The 18387-nt window shown below is 31.8% G+C and carries 16 protein-coding genes and 1 rRNA gene; 10 read left to right on the forward strand and 7 right to left on the reverse strand.

What is annotated here, in order from left to right; all coding sequences use genetic code 11:
• Positions 1-42 precede the first annotated feature (42 nt).
• On the reverse strand, positions 43-594 hold the full coding sequence (locus AAEO59_RS08730) for a hypothetical protein (RefSeq protein ID WP_341700354.1): 552 nt from the start codon (positions 592-594) through the stop codon (positions 43-45).
• A 129-nt stretch (positions 595-723) separates the two neighbouring features.
• On the opposite strand from AAEO59_RS08730, the gene AAEO59_RS08735 reads away from it, so the two are divergent.
• The 8 genes from AAEO59_RS08735 (at position 724) to AAEO59_RS08770 (ending at position 7717) form a co-directional block, all read left to right on the forward strand.
• The gene (locus AAEO59_RS08735) at positions 724-2343 is read left to right on the forward strand and encodes an ABC-F family ATP-binding cassette domain-containing protein (protein WP_341700355.1); all 1620 of its coding nucleotides are present in this window, start codon (positions 724-726) and stop codon (positions 2341-2343) included.
• Between the two features lie 130 nt (positions 2344-2473).
• The gene (pyrR, locus tag AAEO59_RS08740) at positions 2474-3013 is read left to right on the forward strand and encodes a bifunctional pyr operon transcriptional regulator/uracil phosphoribosyltransferase PyrR (RefSeq protein ID WP_341700356.1); all 540 of its coding nucleotides are present in this window, start codon (positions 2474-2476) and stop codon (positions 3011-3013) included.
• 49 nt (positions 3014-3062) lie between these two features.
• Positions 3063-3989: an aspartate carbamoyltransferase catalytic subunit gene (locus tag AAEO59_RS08745; protein ID WP_066329170.1), complete on the forward strand. Its 927-nt coding sequence runs from the start codon at positions 3063-3065 to the stop codon at positions 3987-3989.
• Positions 3990-4047: 58 nt separating this feature from the next.
• The gene (locus tag AAEO59_RS08750; protein WP_341700357.1) at positions 4048-4383 is read left to right on the forward strand and encodes a ribonuclease Z; all 336 of its coding nucleotides are present in this window, start codon (positions 4048-4050) and stop codon (positions 4381-4383) included.
• Between the two features lie 86 nt (positions 4384-4469).
• On the forward strand, positions 4470-5375 hold the full coding sequence (locus AAEO59_RS08755; RefSeq protein ID WP_341700358.1) for a ribonuclease Z: 906 nt from the start codon (positions 4470-4472) through the stop codon (positions 5373-5375).
• A gap of 30 nt (positions 5376-5405) precedes the next feature.
• Entirely contained in the window at positions 5406-6050 is a 645-nt protein-coding gene (gene pdxH, locus AAEO59_RS08760) for a pyridoxamine 5'-phosphate oxidase (RefSeq protein ID WP_341700359.1), read from the forward strand.
• A gap of 159 nt (positions 6051-6209) precedes the next feature.
• Positions 6210-6716, forward strand: a complete 507-nt coding sequence (locus AAEO59_RS08765) for a CAP domain-containing protein (protein WP_341700360.1) — start codon at positions 6210-6212, stop codon at positions 6714-6716.
• A gap of 494 nt (positions 6717-7210) precedes the next feature.
• The gene (locus tag AAEO59_RS08770) at positions 7211-7717 is read left to right on the forward strand and encodes a CAP domain-containing protein (protein WP_341700361.1); all 507 of its coding nucleotides are present in this window, start codon (positions 7211-7213) and stop codon (positions 7715-7717) included.
• Positions 7718-8003: 286 nt separating this feature from the next.
• Here AAEO59_RS08770 and AAEO59_RS08775 read toward each other — a convergent pair whose 3' ends face one another.
• The 6 genes from AAEO59_RS08775 to AAEO59_RS08800 form a co-directional block, all read right to left on the reverse strand.
• Positions 8004-11102 carry an efflux RND transporter permease subunit gene (locus tag AAEO59_RS08775; RefSeq protein ID WP_341700362.1) on the reverse strand — a complete coding sequence of 1033 codons (3099 nt, stop codon included), beginning with the start codon at positions 11100-11102 and terminating at the stop codon, positions 8004-8006.
• A gap of 3 nt (positions 11103-11105) precedes the next feature.
• The gene (locus AAEO59_RS08780) at positions 11106-12191 is read right to left on the reverse strand and encodes an efflux RND transporter periplasmic adaptor subunit (RefSeq protein WP_341700363.1); all 1086 of its coding nucleotides are present in this window, start codon (positions 12189-12191) and stop codon (positions 11106-11108) included.
• Positions 12192-12204: 13 nt separating this feature from the next.
• Positions 12205-13452 carry a TolC family protein gene (locus AAEO59_RS08785; protein ID WP_341700364.1) on the reverse strand — a complete coding sequence of 416 codons (1248 nt, stop codon included), beginning with the start codon at positions 13450-13452 and terminating at the stop codon, positions 12205-12207.
• Between the two features lie 95 nt (positions 13453-13547).
• Entirely contained in the window at positions 13548-14906 is a 1359-nt protein-coding gene (locus tag AAEO59_RS08790; protein WP_341700365.1) for a sensor histidine kinase, read from the reverse strand.
• Positions 14903-15583, reverse strand: coding sequence for a response regulator transcription factor (locus tag AAEO59_RS08795; RefSeq protein WP_341700366.1), 681 nt, complete (start codon positions 15581-15583; stop codon positions 14903-14905). The genes AAEO59_RS08790 and AAEO59_RS08795 overlap by 4 nt, the downstream gene beginning before the upstream one ends.
• 60 nt (positions 15584-15643) lie before the next feature.
• Entirely contained in the window at positions 15644-16732 is a 1089-nt protein-coding gene (locus tag AAEO59_RS08800) for a M42 family metallopeptidase (protein ID WP_341700367.1), read from the reverse strand.
• An 84-nt stretch (positions 16733-16816) separates the two neighbouring features.
• On the opposite strand from AAEO59_RS08800, the gene AAEO59_RS08805 reads away from it, so the two are divergent.
• Positions 16817-17476: a DUF4294 domain-containing protein gene (locus tag AAEO59_RS08805; RefSeq protein ID WP_341700368.1), complete on the forward strand. Its 660-nt coding sequence runs from the start codon at positions 16817-16819 to the stop codon at positions 17474-17476.
• A gap of 817 nt (positions 17477-18293) precedes the next feature.
• Positions 18294-18387: ribosomal RNA gene (locus AAEO59_RS08810) — 16S ribosomal RNA — on the forward strand; the annotation flags it as partial.

An 18387-nucleotide genomic window follows, 5' to 3' on the forward strand; every position in this document is an offset into this window, starting at 1 on the left:
AAACTAGGGGTTAAGTTTGCTGTAAAAAACTGTTTTTTTAGGCTATTTCCTCAATCTTGTCATGCTGACGAAGGAAGCAGTAAAGCCTTTATATTCTTTTCGTTGAGAATAAATTGTTAAATTGAGTAATTTCCATTCTACTGTTCCATAAACTAAATATTCAAATTTATTATTGTTATTTGTATTGTTAATAGTAATTGAAGTTGGCTTCCAATTTATACCACTTACGAATCCATTTAGCAATGAGTAAGCGCTTATTGGAACAATAATATTTTGTTTGTTTTTTCCACAGATAATTTCCATATTGAATTTAGAAATTAATGTTTTTTCTAAATCAACATTAAGAAAATAACTAGTATTAGGTTGTATATTGTCTTTTGAAATAAAATTCCAGGTTTTAACTTGGTTTTTGTTGGGGTCATCATCATCATTATTATCATCTGAATGTCCCATAAAAGATAAAAGTCCAAATACAAAAATAATGGAAGCAAGTAATCCTACTTTTTCTCTAATGAGTCGTGTTGCTTTAAAACAAATTGTAATAAAGAATAAGAATAGTATAATGTTTAATAAACCCCATAATAAATATATCATAGCCAATTTTTTTTATTTTCAAATATATTAAAATATTCTTACAAATATTTATAAAATCTAACTTTGAAATCCTTTCTCATAAATAGCTATTTTTTTGTACTTTTGCAGCAAATTTTATAAAAGCTATTCATGTTAACAGTAAATAATTTATCAGTTCAGTTTGGTAAGCGCATTTTGTTTGACGAAGTAAATACTACATTCACACACGGTAATATTTATGGGGTTATTGGGGCTAACGGTGCCGGAAAATCTACATTTCTTAAAATCATTTCGAGAGATATGGATCCTACTTCGGGTCACGTACACTTAGAGCCTGGAAAACGTATGTCGGTTTTAAACCAAAACCACAATATGTTTGATGAACATACCGTACTGGAAACGGTAATTATGGGGAACAAGGTTTTGTATGCTGTTAAGAAAGAAATGGACGAATTGTACTTGGATTACAATGATGCCAATGCGGACAGAATTGGAGAATTGCAGGTACAATTTGAAGAAATGAATGGTTGGAACGCCGATTCGGATGCGGCAGCCATGCTTTCTAATTTAGGTATCGGTGAAGAATTCCACTATACTTTGATGTCAGATATGGAAGGGAAGATGAAAGTACGTGTGCTTTTGGCACAGGCACTTTTTGGAAATCCTGATTTGCTGATTATGGATGAGCCTACCAACGACTTGGATTTTGAAACCATCGCTTGGTTAGAGAATTTCTTAGCGAATTATGAAAATACAGTAATTGTAGTATCTCACGACCGTCACTTCCTTGATGCGGTTTGTACTCATATTTCAGATATTGATTTTGGAAAAATCAACCATTATTCCGGAAACTATACTTTTTGGTACGAATCAAGTCAGTTAGCGGCTAAACAAAGAGCACAACAAAATAAGAAAGCAGAAGAGAAGAAACAGGAATTGGAAGAATTTATCCGTCGTTTCTCTGCTAACGTGGCGAAGTCTAAACAGGCCACTTCCCGTAAAAAAATGATTTCTAAATTAAATATTTCGGAAATCAAACCTTCGAGCCGTCGTTATCCTGCTATTATTTTTGATCAGGATCGTGAAGCTGGAGATCAAATCCTGAATGTAGAAAACTTAAGCGCTTCTATTGATGGAGAGTTGTTGTTCAAAGATATCGATTTGAATATGGCTAAAGGCGATAAAATTGTATTGTTCTCTAAAGATTCCCGTGCTACCACAGCTTTCTACGAAATTATCAATGGCAATCAAAAAGCCGATTCAGGAACTTATGATTGGGGTATTACTACCAATCAGGCGTATTTACCGGCTGAAAACCATGATTTCTTTAAAAATGATTTGTCATTAGTAGACTGGTTACGTCAATATGCTAAAACAGAGGAAGAGCGTGACGAAGTTTTCATTAGAGGTTTCCTTGGAAAAATGATTTTCTCAGGTGAAGAAGCTTTGAAGAAAAGTAATGTATTGTCAGGAGGAGAAAAAGTACGTTGTATGATTTCCAGAATGATGATGGAGCGTGCTAACATTTTAATGCTAGACGAACCTACAAACCACTTGGATTTGGAATCGATTACGGCTTTTAATAACTCATTGAAAAACTTCAAAGGTTCGGTTATTTTTACGACTCATGACCACGAATTTGCACAAACTGTAGGTAATAGAGTAGTGGAGTTGACTCCAAACGGAGTGATTGATCGTTACATGACTTTTGATGAATATTTGGATGACGAGAAAATTCAGGAACAAAGAAAGAAGATGTACAATCTGTAATAGATTGAAACACAATATAAGCAAGCCGTCTTAAAGTAATTTGAGACGGTTTTTTTGTGCTTTTTAAACAGAATTAGAAAAGGGCATAAAAAAAACACTATTTTTGCATGACCCAAGATAACACTTTATTATGACTCAAAAAGTTTTACTCAATTCCAAGGAAGTCAATATTATTCTTCATCGTTTGGCTTGTCAGCTCATTGAAAAACATCTTGATTTTAAAGATACTATTTTAATAGGTATTCAGCCAAGAGGAACTTTTTTAGCCAATCGTCTTAAGGAATTATTGGAAAAAGAATACCAAACACCTGAAATTAAATTAGGTTATTTGGATATTACTTTCTTCAGAGATGATTTCAGAAGAACTGAAAAACCATTGGAGGCTAATAAAACCCAAATTGATTTTATTGTAGAAAACAAGAAAGTCATTTTTATTGATGATGTGTTGTACACCGGAAGAAGTATTCGCGCAGCATTAACTGCAGTTCAATCTTTTGGTCGTCCATCTGAAATTGAATTATTGGTTTTAATTGACAGACGTTTCAGTCGTAATTTACCTATTCAGCCGGATTACCGTGGCCGACAGGTAGATGCTATCAATAATGAGAAAGTAAAGGTAAGTTGGAAAGAAAACGATGGAGAAGATGCCGTTTATTTGGTAACTAATTAATTATACAATCTTAACAATCCTCAATAGTAAAATATAATCGTAAATAAAAATGAAAGAATTAAGCGTAAATCATTTATTAGGTATCAAATACATTAACAAAAATGATATTGACCTTATTTTTGAAACAGCGGATCATTTTAAAGAAGTCATTAATCGTCCGATTAAGAAAGTACCTTCGTTACGAGATATTACTATTGCTAATATATTTTTTGAAAACAGTACAAGAACTAAACTTTCATTTGAATTAGCTCAAAAACGACTTTCAGCTGATGTGATTAGTTTTTCGGCAGCTCAATCTTCGGTTAAAAAAGGGGAAACGCTTATTGATACGGTGAATAATATTCTTTCGATGAAAGTGGATATGGTGGTGATGCGTCATGCTAATCCTGGAGCGGCTCACTTTTTGTCACAAAATGTAAAAGCGAGTATTGTAAATGCCGGTGACGGAGCACATGAACATCCAACGCAAGCTTTGTTAGATAGTTATTCAATTAGAGAAAAACTGGGAGATGTTGCCGGAAAAAAAGTAGTTATTGTGGGTGATATTTTGCACTCCAGAGTAGCTTTGTCTAATATCTATGCTTTGCAAATGCAGGGCGCTGAAGTAAAAGTTTGTGGACCTAAAACATTAATTCCAAAATACATTGAATCTTTAGGTGTTAAAGTAGAACCTAATTTACGGAAAGCCTTAGAATGGTGTGATGTCGCTAATATGTTACGCGTTCAAAACGAAAGAATGGACGTGAATTATTTTCCATCAACCAGAGAATATGCACAACAATACGGAGTAGATAAGGCTTTGTTAGAATCTTTGAATAAAGAAATTGTCATTATGCACCCGGGACCAATTAACCGTGGCGTCGAAATTACTTCTGAAGTAGCTGATTCCGGTCAATCGGTTATTTTGAATCAGGTGGAGAATGGTGTAGCTATCAGAATGGCAGTGATTTATCTTTTGGCTTCAAAAATTCAGTAAGTAAAAAAAACTTAGTAACTTTAGATTCTTGTAATCTTAAAATTTAATCTTATTAGCTATGAAAGTAGATCAAAAAGAACATACAATTACTATAAAAGATACTCAAGGAGATTTTAATTCTTTTTTGACTAAAGTTACCGATCAATATAAAAGTTATGAAAACCATAATATCATTATTGATTTATTAGGCTATAAAGAAGAGTTAGAAGTGGAAGAATTGAAATTGTTTTTACCATTGTCTAAAAAACATAAAAAAGCAAAGAAATCATTTGTAGTAGTAGTTTCTGATTTTGATTACAATGCTTTACCTGAAAAATTCACCGTTGTTCCTTCTTTGTTAGAAGCGCATGACATCATTGAAATGGAAGAGATTGAGAGAGACTTAGGTTTTTAAGTAGTTTAATTGTTTATTCGTTTAAAGTTTAATCGAATGATTTTCTATTTTACGATTAAACAAATAACCAGTTAACCAAATATACTTTGAAATTAACTATTTTAGGCTGTTATGCAGCTACTCCACGTACGTTTACCAATCCCACATCACAGGTTTTAGAAATCAAAAACCGACTTTTTCTTATCGATTGCGGAGAGGGAACCCAAGTACAATTGCGCAAGAATAAAATCAAGTTTTCCAAAATCAATCAAATTTTTATCTCTCATTTACATGGAGACCATTTTTTTGGGTTGATTGGTTTGATTTCGACTTTTTCGCTGCTAAACAGAAATAATGATTTACATATTTATGGCCCAAAAGGGATCAAAGAAATTATAAAACTACAATTACGGTTGTCTAATTCCTGGCCCAACTTTGAATTGCATTTTCATGAATTAGAAAATACAGAAAGTGAAGTCGTTTATGAAGATGATAAAGTTTTAGTCAAAACAATTCCTTTAAAACATCGCATTTATACCAATGGATTTTTGTTTCAGGAAAAACTGGATGAAAGGAAATTAAACATAGCTGCAGTCCAGGAATATGAAATTGAGCGTTGTTATTATCAGAATATCAAAAATGGAAAAGATATTCTATTAGATGACGGAAGACTTATTCCCAATAACTTACTTACTTTTAATCCTGAAAAACCAAAGAGCTACGCCTTTTGTTCAGATACTTGTTATACTGAAACCATACTTCCAATAATTGATAAAGTAGATGTATTGTATCACGAATCTACTTTTTTACAATCAGAGGAAACATTAGCTGCTAAAACGATGCATACCACTGCAATACAAGCGGCAACTATTGCTAAAAGAGCGCAGGTAACGCAACTTGTTCTTGGACATTATTCTACACGTTATGATCGAATTGAAGTTTTTAAAGAAGAAGCTTCGACGATTTTTTCAAATGTTTTGTTAGCCGATGATGGTAAAACATTTGAATTTTAATAAAATACTAATATCAATACTATTATCACAATGGAAGATTTAAGTAATTACAGAAGATCTTATGAAAAAAGCGAATTATTAGAATCAAATATTCCTGAAGATCCCATCAATTTATTTCACCGTTGGTTTCATGAAGTAGAAGACTTTGGAGGAAATGAAGAAGTAAATGCGATGACCGTTTCTACATTTGGATTGGATGGATTTCCAAAGGCGAGGGTAGTGCTACTAAAAAAATACACCGAAGAAGGTTTTATTTTTTACACCAACTATAATTCAGAAAAAGGAAAAGCAATCGAACAAAATCCAAATGTTTGTCTTTCCTTTTTTTGGCACACAGCCGAGCGTCAGGTAATTATAAAAGGAATTGCTGAAAAGACTCCGGATATCATATCCGATAATTATTTTGATTCCCGTCCAGATGGAAGTAAACTTGGAGCAATTGTTTCTAATCAAAGTGAAATTATTCCATCCAGAGAATATTTAGAACAAAATTTAAAACAATTAGAAGTTGATTTTAAAGAAAAAACTATTGATAGACCTAAACATTGGGGAGGTTATTTAGTTCGTCCAATAACAATAGAATTTTGGCAGGGAAGAGCGAATCGTTTACATGACAGAATACGTTATTCTCTTCAGGATGATTATTTATGGAAAATTGATCGTTTAGCTCCTTGATGTAAGTTTTATCTTTCTGTAAGTACAAAAAGTCGCATTTCGTCGATTTTTTTTGTATTTTAACGATAAAAGGTTGTATGTTTGAGTAAGTGAAAAAACAAAAACTAACTTATTTAAAGTGTTTGCCCCACATCTACTTTAAACTTAAACTACTAGCTTATGAAAGTAAATTTACTCAAGTTAATGTTATTATTTACAGTGCTATTTACAATGAATTCATGTTCTTCTGATGCAACTGAAGCAACAGCTGATTCTACAAGTTCTGTAATTGTTGAAAATTATACTTACACAAATAATGAGCTGGAAACATTGAAATTAATTAATGATTACAGAGTTAGTGTTGGTTTAAAACCACTAGAAATTATAAATCATATTTCATTTAAATCAGAAGAACATGATTTTTATATGATTGATAACAAAGTGGTGAGCCATGATGGATTTTCAGACAGAGCTAATAATATTATGAAAGTATTAGGAGCTAAAACAGTAGGAGAAAATATTGCTTACAATTATAATAGTCCACAAACAGCAGTAAATGCTTGGTTAAACAGTCCGGCTCACAAAGAAAATATAGTTGGTAACTATACACATTTTGGAATTGCAATCAGAGAGGATGCCACTACAGGAAAAAAATATTACACTAATATTTTTGCAAAAATAAATTAGTTGTTTTTTTATTACATAATAGCCAAGAAAGGTATTTGCCCCAAATCTATCTTCTTAGCAAAGAAAAAAAGAGTTTGTAACACCCCAATTACAAACTCTTTTTTTTTTTTTTCAATTATATCATAGAATAGTTGTTATTATGGATAATGAATCTTTTTCTTTATAGAATAATTATAATAGTAAAATTATGTATACCAATAAAATTAATTACGCTATTTAAGAACTTAATTCTTTGTCATTAGTATTTTGTAAGTTTTGATACTAAGTTTGGTTTCGCTTATTTTAGTTAGCATCATGTTTTCTTATTTATATATAAATGAATGTGTATATATAAATGTAAGCTTTATCTTTCCTAAAACACAAAAATATGTATTTAATCGATTTTTTTTGTAGTTTAACGATAAAAAGTTGTATGTTTGAGTAAGTTAAGAAAAACAAAACAACTTATTTAAAGTGTTTGCCCCACATCTACTTTAAACTTAAACTACTAGCTTATGAAAGTAATTTTACTCAAGTTAATGTTATTATTTACAGTGCTATTTACAATGAATTCATGTTCTTCTGATGCAACTGAAACAACAGCTGATTCTACAAGTTCTGTAATTGTTGAAAACTATACTTACACAAATAATGAGCTGGAAACATTGAAATTAATTAATGATTACAGAGTTAGTATTGGTTTAAAACCACTAGAAATTATAAATCATATTTCATTTAAATCAGAAGAACATGATTTTTATATGATTGATAACAAAGTGGTGAGCCATGATGGATTTTCAGACAGAGCTAATAATATTATGAAAGTGTTAGGAGCTAAAACAGTAGGAGAAAATATTGCATACAATTATAATAGTCCACAAACAGCAGTAAATGCTTGGTTAAACAGTCCGGCTCACAAAGAAAATATAGTTGGTAACTATACACATTTTGGAATTGCAATCAGAGAGGATGCCGCTACAGGAAAAAAATATTACACTAATATTTTTGCAAAAATAAATTAGTTGTTTTTTTATTACATAATAGCCAAGAAAGGTATTTGCCCCAAATCTATCTTCTTAGCAAAGAAAAAAAGAGTTTGTAACACCCCAATTACAAACTCTTTTTTTGTTATTTATAATGTATAACAATAAGATTTTAAGTGTTTTATGTAATTTTTTTCTCTTCATAAGAAAATTGATTAAGAATAAATATTTGGACTTAAAAAATCATTTAATTTTTTTAAACAAAGCGGCTTTCTAAATATTATTTTAGTAATCCGCTTTGTTTTGGAGTATTAAAGATTATTTGTTATTCGATAGGAGCATGTTTTTTACGATTAAAAATCCAAAACAAAATTGGGAAAACTAACAATGTCAATATAGTTGCTGTAACTAATCCTCCAATAATAACAATAGCCAAAGGTTTTTGTGATTCAGAACCAATACCTGTTGATATGGCCGCCGGCATTAGACCAATAGAAGCCATTAAAGCAGTCATGATTACAGCTCTAGTTCTAGCTTTAACCCCCATAAAAATGGACTCTTCAAGTGTGAATTTAGCTTTTAGATTATGGTGAAATTCTGAAATCAAAATAACACCATTCTGGATACAAATACCCAGTAAAGCAATAAACCCAACTCCAGCTGAAATTCCGAAATTAATACCTGTAAGATGTAAAGCGATTATTCCACCAATAACTGCAAACGGTACATTAGCAAGTACAAGTAAAGAGTCTTTAATATTTCCAAAAAGGATAAACAATAGAACAAAAATTCCAATTAAACTTATAGGTACCACCTGAGCTAATCGGGCACTGGCACGCACCTGATTTTCAAATTCTCCCGTCCATCCGGTTGTGTATCCTGGAGGCATTTTTATTTCGGCTACTTTTGCCTGAGCTTCTGCAATTGTACTTCCTAAATCGCGGTCACGAACAGAAAATTTCACACCTATAAAGCGTTTGGTGTTGTCTCTGTAAATAAAAGCCGGGCCTGTTATGGTTTTTAGATCACAAATTCCCTTTAATGGTATTTTAGCTCCGCCAATAGTAGGAACTTTTAGATTGGCTAAATCTTCTTCATTTTTTCGGTATTCTTTCGAAAAACGAACTCTTACGTCAAATTTCTTTTCGTCTTCATATTTTTGAGTCGCTGTTTTTCCTCCAAAAGCTAGTTCCAATACAGCCTGAGCATCATTTAAGGTAACGCCGTATGCAGCCATTTTTTCACGATCTAGAATAACACTTATTTCTGGTTGACCAACATTTCGCAGGATACCAACATCTTTTATCCCGGGAATATTTTTGATTTTGGCTAAAACTTCATTTGAAAGTTCGTCGAGTTTGTCTAAATCTTCTCCATAGATTTTTACAGCATTTGAAGCTTTGAAACCAGCTACTGATTCGGCCACGTTATCAATGACGGGTTGCGAATAGTTATAGGTTATACCCTGATGTTCTTTCAGTTTTACATCCATTTCATTAATGAGTTCATCCATAGAAATTTTTCTTTTCCATTCTGATTTTGGTTTTAAATCTACCTGAAGTTGAATAAAACCAAAACCATTTGGATCTGTTCCGTCGTTGCTTCTTCCGGTTTGAGATAAAACATTTTTTACTTCAGGAAATGATTCGAGATCTTTTCTAATGATTGCAGCTTTTTTTACACTTTCAGGAAGTGAAATACTCATAGGTAGCTCGGCAGTAACCCATAATGCACCTTCGTTCAATTGGGGTAAGAATTCTGTTCCTAAAAATGTGCCTGAAAAAAATACTGTCACAATCAGTGCGATAGAAGCTGTTAGCGTTTTTACCTTATGTTTAAATGTCCAATTAAAACCTTTTACAACAATTTTGTCCCAAAAATTCACAAATGGATTATTTTTTTCTTTTACATTTTTATTCAAAAGTATGTGTGATAAAACAGGTACCAGGGTTAAAGTAAAAAGTAAGGCTCCCATCAATGCAAAACCAAGAGTGAATGCTAAAGGTGAAAACATTTTACCCTCTACTTTTTGAAATGAAAAAATAGGAAGTAAAGCAGTAATGATAATTAATTTTGAAAAGAAAATGGCTTTACCCATTTCAGTTCCTGTTTTTTTAATCAAGCTTCCTTTGGCAATTTTATTAAATTTCTCCATTCCTAATTGATGTGCCCGATGATCAAGTACAACAAATAATCCTTCAACCATTACGACGGCTCCATCAATGATAATTCCAAAATCTACAGCTCCCAGACTTAAAAGGTTTGCGCTCATGCCCATCATTTTAAGGCATAAAAATGCAAATAACAAAGACAGTGGAATAACTATAGAAACGGTAAAGGTAGTTCTCCAGTCGGCCATGAACAGAAATACAACACAGGTAACCAAAATGATTCCTTCAAATAAGTTGTGCATTACTGTTTCTGTTGTGAAATTCATCAAATTGTCACGATCATAAAAAGTTTCAATTTTGATGTCTTTTGGTAAAATATTCTCGTTAAGATCTTTTATTTTGTCTTTTACTAATGCCAAAGTTTCTTTTGCATTTTCTCCTTTTCGCATTACAACAATACCTTCAACGGCATCATCGTTATTACCAATACCTGTTTGACCTACACGTGGCATACAACTTTCATATACATTGGCCACGTTTTTGACTAATATTGGATTTCCACCAGCATCGTCAACAATAATGTTTTCAATGTCTTTTTTTGATTTTAAAAGACCTACGCCTCGTACAACAAAGGCTTGTTCGTTTTTCTCGATAATATCGCCACCTACATTTAAGTTACCGGAATTTACAGCATTATAAACTTGAAGCGGCGTAATATTATATTTAGACAATTTTTCAGGATCAACTCCTACCTCATAGGTTTTTGCTTGTCCACCAAAAACATTTAAATCAGCAACTCCAGGTACAGCACGTAATTGTTTGTCAATTACCCAATTTTGATAGGTGAGAAGTTCGCGACTATCTCGACTATTACTTTTTACAATATACCTAAAAATTTCTCCAGTAGGGCCATAAGGTGGTTGAACATCAGGTTCAACATCGTCGGGTAGGGCTACATTTTTTAGCAAATTATTGACTTGAAATCGGGCAAAAGTATCATCAACTCCATCGTCAAAAATGATTTTAATTACCGAAAGACCAAACATAGTGATACTTCTAACACTAGTTTTTTTCTGTACAGAGTTCATTGAAATTTCGATAGGTGTAGTTACAAATCGTTCGACCTCTTCGGCACTCTTTCCATTCCACTGTGTGATGATTATGATTTGAGTATTAGTTACATCCGGAAATGCATCGATAGGCATATTTTTGAAAGCAATAAAACCTGAAAGAGCCAGTAAACCCACCCAAAAAAAGGTGAAAGCTTTGTTCTTTAAAGAGAAAGCAATAATATTTCGTATGAATTTGTTCATGTCCTAATCGTTTAATGCGCGATAAATAAATAGTTGATTATTGGTAATGACTTTTTCATTTTCTTTTAAGCCATTCGAAATGTATGTAGTGTCACCTACAATTCTGTAAACTTCAATCTGTCTGGTTTCTATGTTATGACGATCTTTGAAAATCATAACAAAATTTTTGCTTTTATCAAAAACAATGGCATTACTAGGAACAGCAATCATTGATTGGTCTTCGCTGTAAGAGAGTTTTATATTTGCATTCATTTCTGGTTTTAATAAAAATCCTGGATTTTGTAGTTTAATCCTAGTTTGCATAGCTTTAGTTTCAGGATCTATTATATTGAATATTTTATCCACTTTCCCCTTAAATATTTTATCTGGGTAGCTCAGCGTTGTGACAGATGCATCTATTCCTAATTTAATTTTATTGATATCTGTTTCATTCACATTGGCCATAGCCCAAACTTCACTGATTTCGGCTATATCAAAAATATTATCCGAACGATCGTTTCTTAAAAGCATATCCTGATTGATATTTTTCTGAATGATAAATCCGCTAATAGGAGCTGTTACTTCATAGATTGACCCTGCTTTTATATTGTAGATTTTATAGGTTTCTTGAATTTTTCTTAACTGAGATTGGGCTTTATTTACTTCTGATTTGGCTTGAAGTACATCTCTTTCGGCATTTAATTTTCCAGCAAATAGTTCTTGAGCCACTTTTAGATTGTTTTTAGCTACTAATAAATCATTTTTAGCGTCAATTGATTGTTTTTCAAAATCAGCAATGTCAGTACTTTTTATTGTTGCTAAAACCTGTCCTTTTTTTACATAATCTCCTAGTTCAACATTTACTTTGATAACACTTCCGCCCACAAGAGGGTAGATGTCAATCATTTTGTTGTTATCGGCAGTTATTTTACCGTAAAAATTCAATTCATTTTTTAAAGGAACTACTTTAGCTTCAGCAGTTGTAGTAGTTTTTAGCATAGTATTGCTCAAGGCAAAAGAAGATTTAATATCGGGGTTTTCAAATTCTTTTTTGCAACTTGTACACAATAGGTTTAGGAATGCAATTCCAAAAATTATTTTAGATTTCATTTTGATATAGTTTTTAAAATAAGTCTTTGTTAATGGTTGTGTTTAATTCTTCTGCCGAAAGCACTACGATTTTCTTTAATTCATTCACTTGTATATTAGCCTGATTGTAACTTTCCATAAAGTCAGTGAATTCAAGTAAAGTGATATTTCTTTTTTGAAAATTATTTAGGATGCCATCGTAAACTTCTTCAAAATCAGCATTTAATGTGGGGTTAATTAATAAGTAATTTTTACGTGATTCATCCCATTTATTCCAAGCTGTGCTGATTTCTGTTTGAATCTGTAAATCAAAATTTTGTTTTTCAATTTTTGATTGATCTAAGATGTTCTGAGCATATTTGATATTTCCTTTATTTTTATTCCAAAGCGGTAAAGGAATTCCCAGCGTTAAATTAGCTTCCTTTTGAAAAGCGCCACTGCGTTGATCATAATTAGCTCCTAAAGTAATATCTGGAATCGATAATGATTTTTGCCATTTCAGATTCAATTGATTGGCTTCAATTTCTTTATGTTTAGCCAAATAATCTGGTCTGTTTTTAATTGCTTCATTTTCAAGATTTTTGATATCAAATGGGATTGTTTTTAGATACTTATTAAAATTTACATTTGAAACTATAGGGGTTATATTTTCTTTCTCATTTAGTAATAATTTCAAATTAGATTGTTCATTGATATTGTTATTTACAATTTCCATGCGTTCATTTTTGAAATTGAGATACAGAGATTGTAAGCGCACCAGATCTTTTAAGGGTAAATTTCCTTTTTGGGTTTGAATAGAATAGGAGTTAATTAATTCTTCAAGGCGGTTTAATTGTTTATCTGTAGTTTCTAGTTTTTGAGAATTGTAGTAAACCGTATAAAAGCTTTGACGTAGTTGTAGTTTTAAATTTCTAAGTAAATCATTAAATTGAAGTTCTGCTAATTGTTCATTGGCCTGAGCCAGTTTAACTTCATTCTTTTTTTTGCCTCCTAAATAAATTAATTGTTCGATTCCAAATGCTTTTTGACCATTTTGACCAATATTTAAATACTGATTTCTTTCAGGATTGTAAGCGTTTAGGCCGGCAGTAATAGTTGGGTTTTCCCAGATTCCAGCTTGAATGGTTAAGGCCTTTGCTGCATCAATATTATAATGTGAAGCTAGTAAGAAAAGATTGTTTTTTAAAAATTGACTTTCGCAATCTTCTAAAGAAACTAGTTTTTGTGCGCTAATTTGTTGATTAATAGCAATCAGTAGTAATAAAGCAATTAACTTTTTCATTGTATCATTTTTATTTGATACAAAGATGTTTTCTTGGTCTTTAAAGTAACTTAAATTGAACTTAAAAAGAACTTAAAAATCAAAGTAGGATTGTATTAATGAAAAATAAGTTGGAATAAATTCGTTTTTTCTTCCGGAATACTATAAATAATTTGCGCTTTGTGTAGTGTTAAAATACGGTTTACAATTCTCAACCCAAGACCAAATCCTGATATTTCCTTTGAGTTTTTACCACGCATAAAGGCTTGGAAAAGTTTTTTTTGTTCGTTTTCACTTAAAGTATTTCCTGTATTTGAAACAGCAATGATTAGATTGTTTTCAGGGGCACTAATTTTAATATGAGCTTGCTTATTATCTGAATACAGACAGGCATTTTTCAAGACATTGTTAAGTGCTATTTCTAATAGATTTTTATTGCCTTTAATTTCTAATGCGGTATCTAAATTGTCACTTTCTTCCATTTCAAAGGAGATAATAAAATCAGGAAAGCTATTTTTGAGTTTTGTCATTGCCGAAAATAAAATTTCATCTATGCGTTGTGTTTCGCTATTTTCCGTGTTTTTAGAATCAATTTTAGACAATATTAGCAAAGAATTGATTAGTTCAGAGAGATGATTAACATCTGATAATATAGTTTTTAAAAAAGTTTTTTCTTTGTCAGATGTGTTCAAATCCTGAATTGTATTCTCAATTTGAGCTGTTATTCTGGATAATGGGGTTCGGAGTTCATGAGAAGCGTGTGCAGTGAATTCTTTTTGTTTTTGATAGGAGATTTCTATTCGATCCATCATAAAATTAAATTCATTTGCAATTAAATCAATTTCATTTCTCGTGCTTTTTAGCGTAATGCGGGTATCCAGATTGTTTTCGTTAATGTTTTTTATTTTTTGATGAAAAATCCTTAACGGATTCATCGCTTTTTTTACCATAAACGAAGTTAATATCCAGCAGATAGCAGTAAAAAGAAAATAACAAACCACTAAGGTATATCTTAAAAATAGAAGTTTTCTTTTTCCAAATTCATCCGTTGCCGAAATTAAAGCATAAAAATCTTTATCATTTGTGTCGTAAAAAACACCATAGACTTCATATTCACCTTGTTGTTTAAAAAAGGTTTTATGTTTTTGAAGGTATTTTAAGTCTTCGATCGACCAATTAATTTTAGCATCATCGATACTACTATAAATAAGTTTAAAATTGGAATCAAAAACCAGCGTTTTTTCGTCGTAGAGTTTATTGATAGAATTCTGGTCAATCATTTTTAAAAGTTGATCATCAACTTCTTTTACATTGACTAAAAGTTTAATGTTTGAAAGGGCTTTGATTTCTAAACGATCACGAAATTCCTCTTTTCGGTTGTTAGCATATAAAATAAATATCACCGTTGATGCTAATGCAAAAAGTACTGTAAACAATAAGCTTACTAAAAGTGATATTCTATTTTTTAAAGTCATTCCTGATTGTTTAAGTAGTAACCGTAACCTATTTTAGTATGTATTAGTTTTGCATAAGGATCTTTATCGATTTTTTTTCGTAGAAAATTGATATAAACTTCTATGGTATTTTGATTGGTTTCAATATGGTAATCCCAAAGTTTTTCTGCAATATATTGTTTCGAAATGATTTTTCCTTTGGCTTGCGCCAAAATTAATATCAATTTAAATTCTTTTGGAGTAAGTTTTATTTCTTCGCCTGAGCGAAAAACTTTCATTTCTTCTTCCAGAATTTCTAGATCTTCAATAATAATTTTACTTTGAGTTTGCTGCGGAATTTCCTTTCTTCTTAATAGAGATAAAATTCGGGCATGTAATTCTTCAAAATGAAAAGGTTTTACAAGGTAATCATCGGCACCATAGTCAAAACATATAAGTTTGTCCTCTATTTCACTAAAGGCTGTTAGCATGATGATAGGTGTTTTCTTGTCTGTTTCGCGAATGCCTTTACAAACTTCGATACCGGTTGTACCGGGAACATTTATATCAAGGATTATTAAATCATATTCAAGAGCCAAATATTTTTTTAATAATAAGGAACCATCATAAAATGGAATACACTCGAAATCTTTAGAGTTAAAGAATGTTACTATTTCTTTGGATAAAGTAAAATCGTCTTCGAGTAGTAGGATTTTCATGTTTAAAGAGATTGAAATTCGGCTATTATATAATAGCCGAATTATAGGTTGGTACTTTTTTTATTTGAAATAAGAAAAAGTTTCGTTGTTTTCTATTTTTATTACCGTTTCGTAAATTAATTTGATAACATTTTCTACGTCTTCTTTATGTACCATTTCTACTGTAGTGTGCATATAGCGCAAAGGAAGTGAAATTAATGCCGAAGCAACGCCGCCATTACTGTATGCAAATGCATCAGTGTCAGTTCCTGTAACTCTTGAAGAAGCTAATCTTTGGAAAGGAATTTCTTTTTCTTCAGCCGTAGTAATAATTAAGTCTCTAAGATTGTTTTGCACTGCCGGTGCGTAAGTAATAACAGGTCCTTTGCCTATTTTAGTTTCTCCTTCAATTTTTTTGTCAATCATTGGAGTCGTTGAATCATGACATACATCTGTGATAATAGCAACATTAGGTTTGATTGTTTGAGTAATCATTTCAGCACCACGCAAACCTACTTCTTCCTGAACGGCATTAGTAATATATAGACCAAAAGGTAGTTTTATTTTGTTTTCGTGTAATAATCGAGCCACTTCAGCAATCATAAAACCACCCATGCGGTTATCAATAGCACGACAAACAAATTTGTTTTCATTTAAAACAATAAATTCATCTGGATAGGTGATTACACAACCTACGTGGATTCCTAATTTTTCAACTTCTTCTTTAGTCGAACATCCACAATCAATAAAAATATTGTGTTGAGTTGCCGCTTCTTCTTTACCTCTTCCGCGAGTATGAATAGCTGGCCAACCAAAAACACCTTTTACAATACCGTTTTTAGTGTGGATATTTACTCTTTTGGAGGGTGCAATTTGATGATCAGAACCTCCGTTTCTAATTACATAAATTAAACCATCTTCTGTAATATAGTTTACGTACCAGGAAATTTCATCAGCGTGCCCTTCAATTACAACTTTAAATGGAGCTTCCGGATTGATTACACCTACGGCTGTACCGTAAGTATCTGTTATAAATGTGTCCACATAAGGTTTTAGATACTCCATCCATATTTTTTGCCCGCTACTTTCGTAACCAGTTGGTGAAGCATTATTAAGGTAGCTTTCTAAGAAAGCCATTGATTGTTTGTTTAATATTGATTCTGTACTCATAAAATATTTTTTTGCTAAAATATAAATTTGGTATTACAGTTGTGTATATAATGTATAATTTTACACTAAATTATAATCGTTATCATGAAGTATGTTTATTTTATAGCATTTTTATTTTCTTTTTATGGATACAGTCAGGTAGTTCCTTATAATCCTAATGGGATGGGATATGTATTGACTGAAAAAGACAGTCTTTTAAATGACACTATCAAATTGCCTGAGATTATAGTTTCTAAAAGTAAGTTAGATGAAGAGGGGAGAAAGCAATACCTCATTTTACAAAATAGAGTTTACAGAACGTATCCTTACGCTAAATTAGCAGCTGACAGATTAACGAATTTAAATATAGGTATGGCCAGACTTTCTTCAGAAAGGGAAAAGAAAAAGTATTTTAAAATTGTAGAAGATTATTTGACAAATGAGTTTGAAGCAAGATTAAAAAAGTTATCCCGTAGTCAAGGACGTATTTTGGTAAAGTTAATAGATAGACAAACTGGGAAAAGTACATATGAGTTAATCAAAACTTTAAAAAGTGGTTGGAAAGCTTTTTGGTCCAATACAGCAGCAAGTATGTTTGACATTGATTTAAAATCAAAATATTTGCCTTATGAAACCAATGAGGATTATTTAATTGAGAATATACTTCAGGAGGCTTTTGATACAGGCAGGCTTCCAAATCAACCAGCAGCTAATCCGGTAAATCTCGATAAACTAAATATATATTGGGAAAGCAGATTGCCTTAGTTTGAATATTACATTATATATGATAAGCTTATACTATATTATAGTGTAAGCTTTTTTCTAGGAGCTGTTTCCTGCTATCGGCTACAATCTTGTTTGCCGAACGCCGGCAAACAAGGATTTTCGCTACTACCTGCCTGCCGGCAGGCAGGTCAGGGCTATGGGATTGAGGTAAAAACAACTTTTTTACTCTAAATTCAGGAAAATCCCTTTAGTGTATCTTTGAGGAAAAGCCATAAATCATGGTGTTCGTCTGTTCAAACTCCTACAAACCTAAAAAACTTTTAAAAATAAGCATCAGGTTTTCAATTGATTAAAAAATAAATGAAAAATAGTAGATAAAATCTATTGTTTAATCGAATAAAGGTTCTACTTTTGAACCCGCAACAGCGAAAACGTTCTAAGAAATACAGGCTAATAATAAGTAATAAAGTAAAACGAGAGTTTGAAAAAAAAGTTTAAAAAAAGCTTGTGAGATTTTGAAAAGCGTTTTACATTTGCACCCCGCAAAGAGCGCAAGTTATTTGAGATGTTGAGTAAGGAAAAAGAAGTTAAGCTTCGAAAATAAATCGAAAAAAAACTTTAAATTTTTCTTGCTAAATTAAAAAGAAGTTGTACTTTTGCACCCGCTTCGAGAAACAGTGCTACTGCGCTGAGAAATGAAGAGAAAATAATAAAGACACGTTCCTAGACATATTGAATTGACAGCCGTCCCGATTACTCGGGACATAAAAAAATAAGAGTAATAGAATCGTAAGATTTGAAAACGACCACTAGATCTGATATCGCATAAAAAAAGAGATTTAATCTCAAACAATATACGATGAAGAGTTTGATCCTGGCTCAGGATGAACGCTAGCGGCAGGCTTAACACATGCAAGTCGAGGGGTATAGGTTTTCGGACCTAGAGACCG

Source organism: Flavobacterium flavipallidum, from assembly GCF_038289905.1.
Lineage (GTDB): Bacteria > Bacteroidota > Bacteroidia > Flavobacteriales > Flavobacteriaceae > Flavobacterium > Flavobacterium flavipallidum.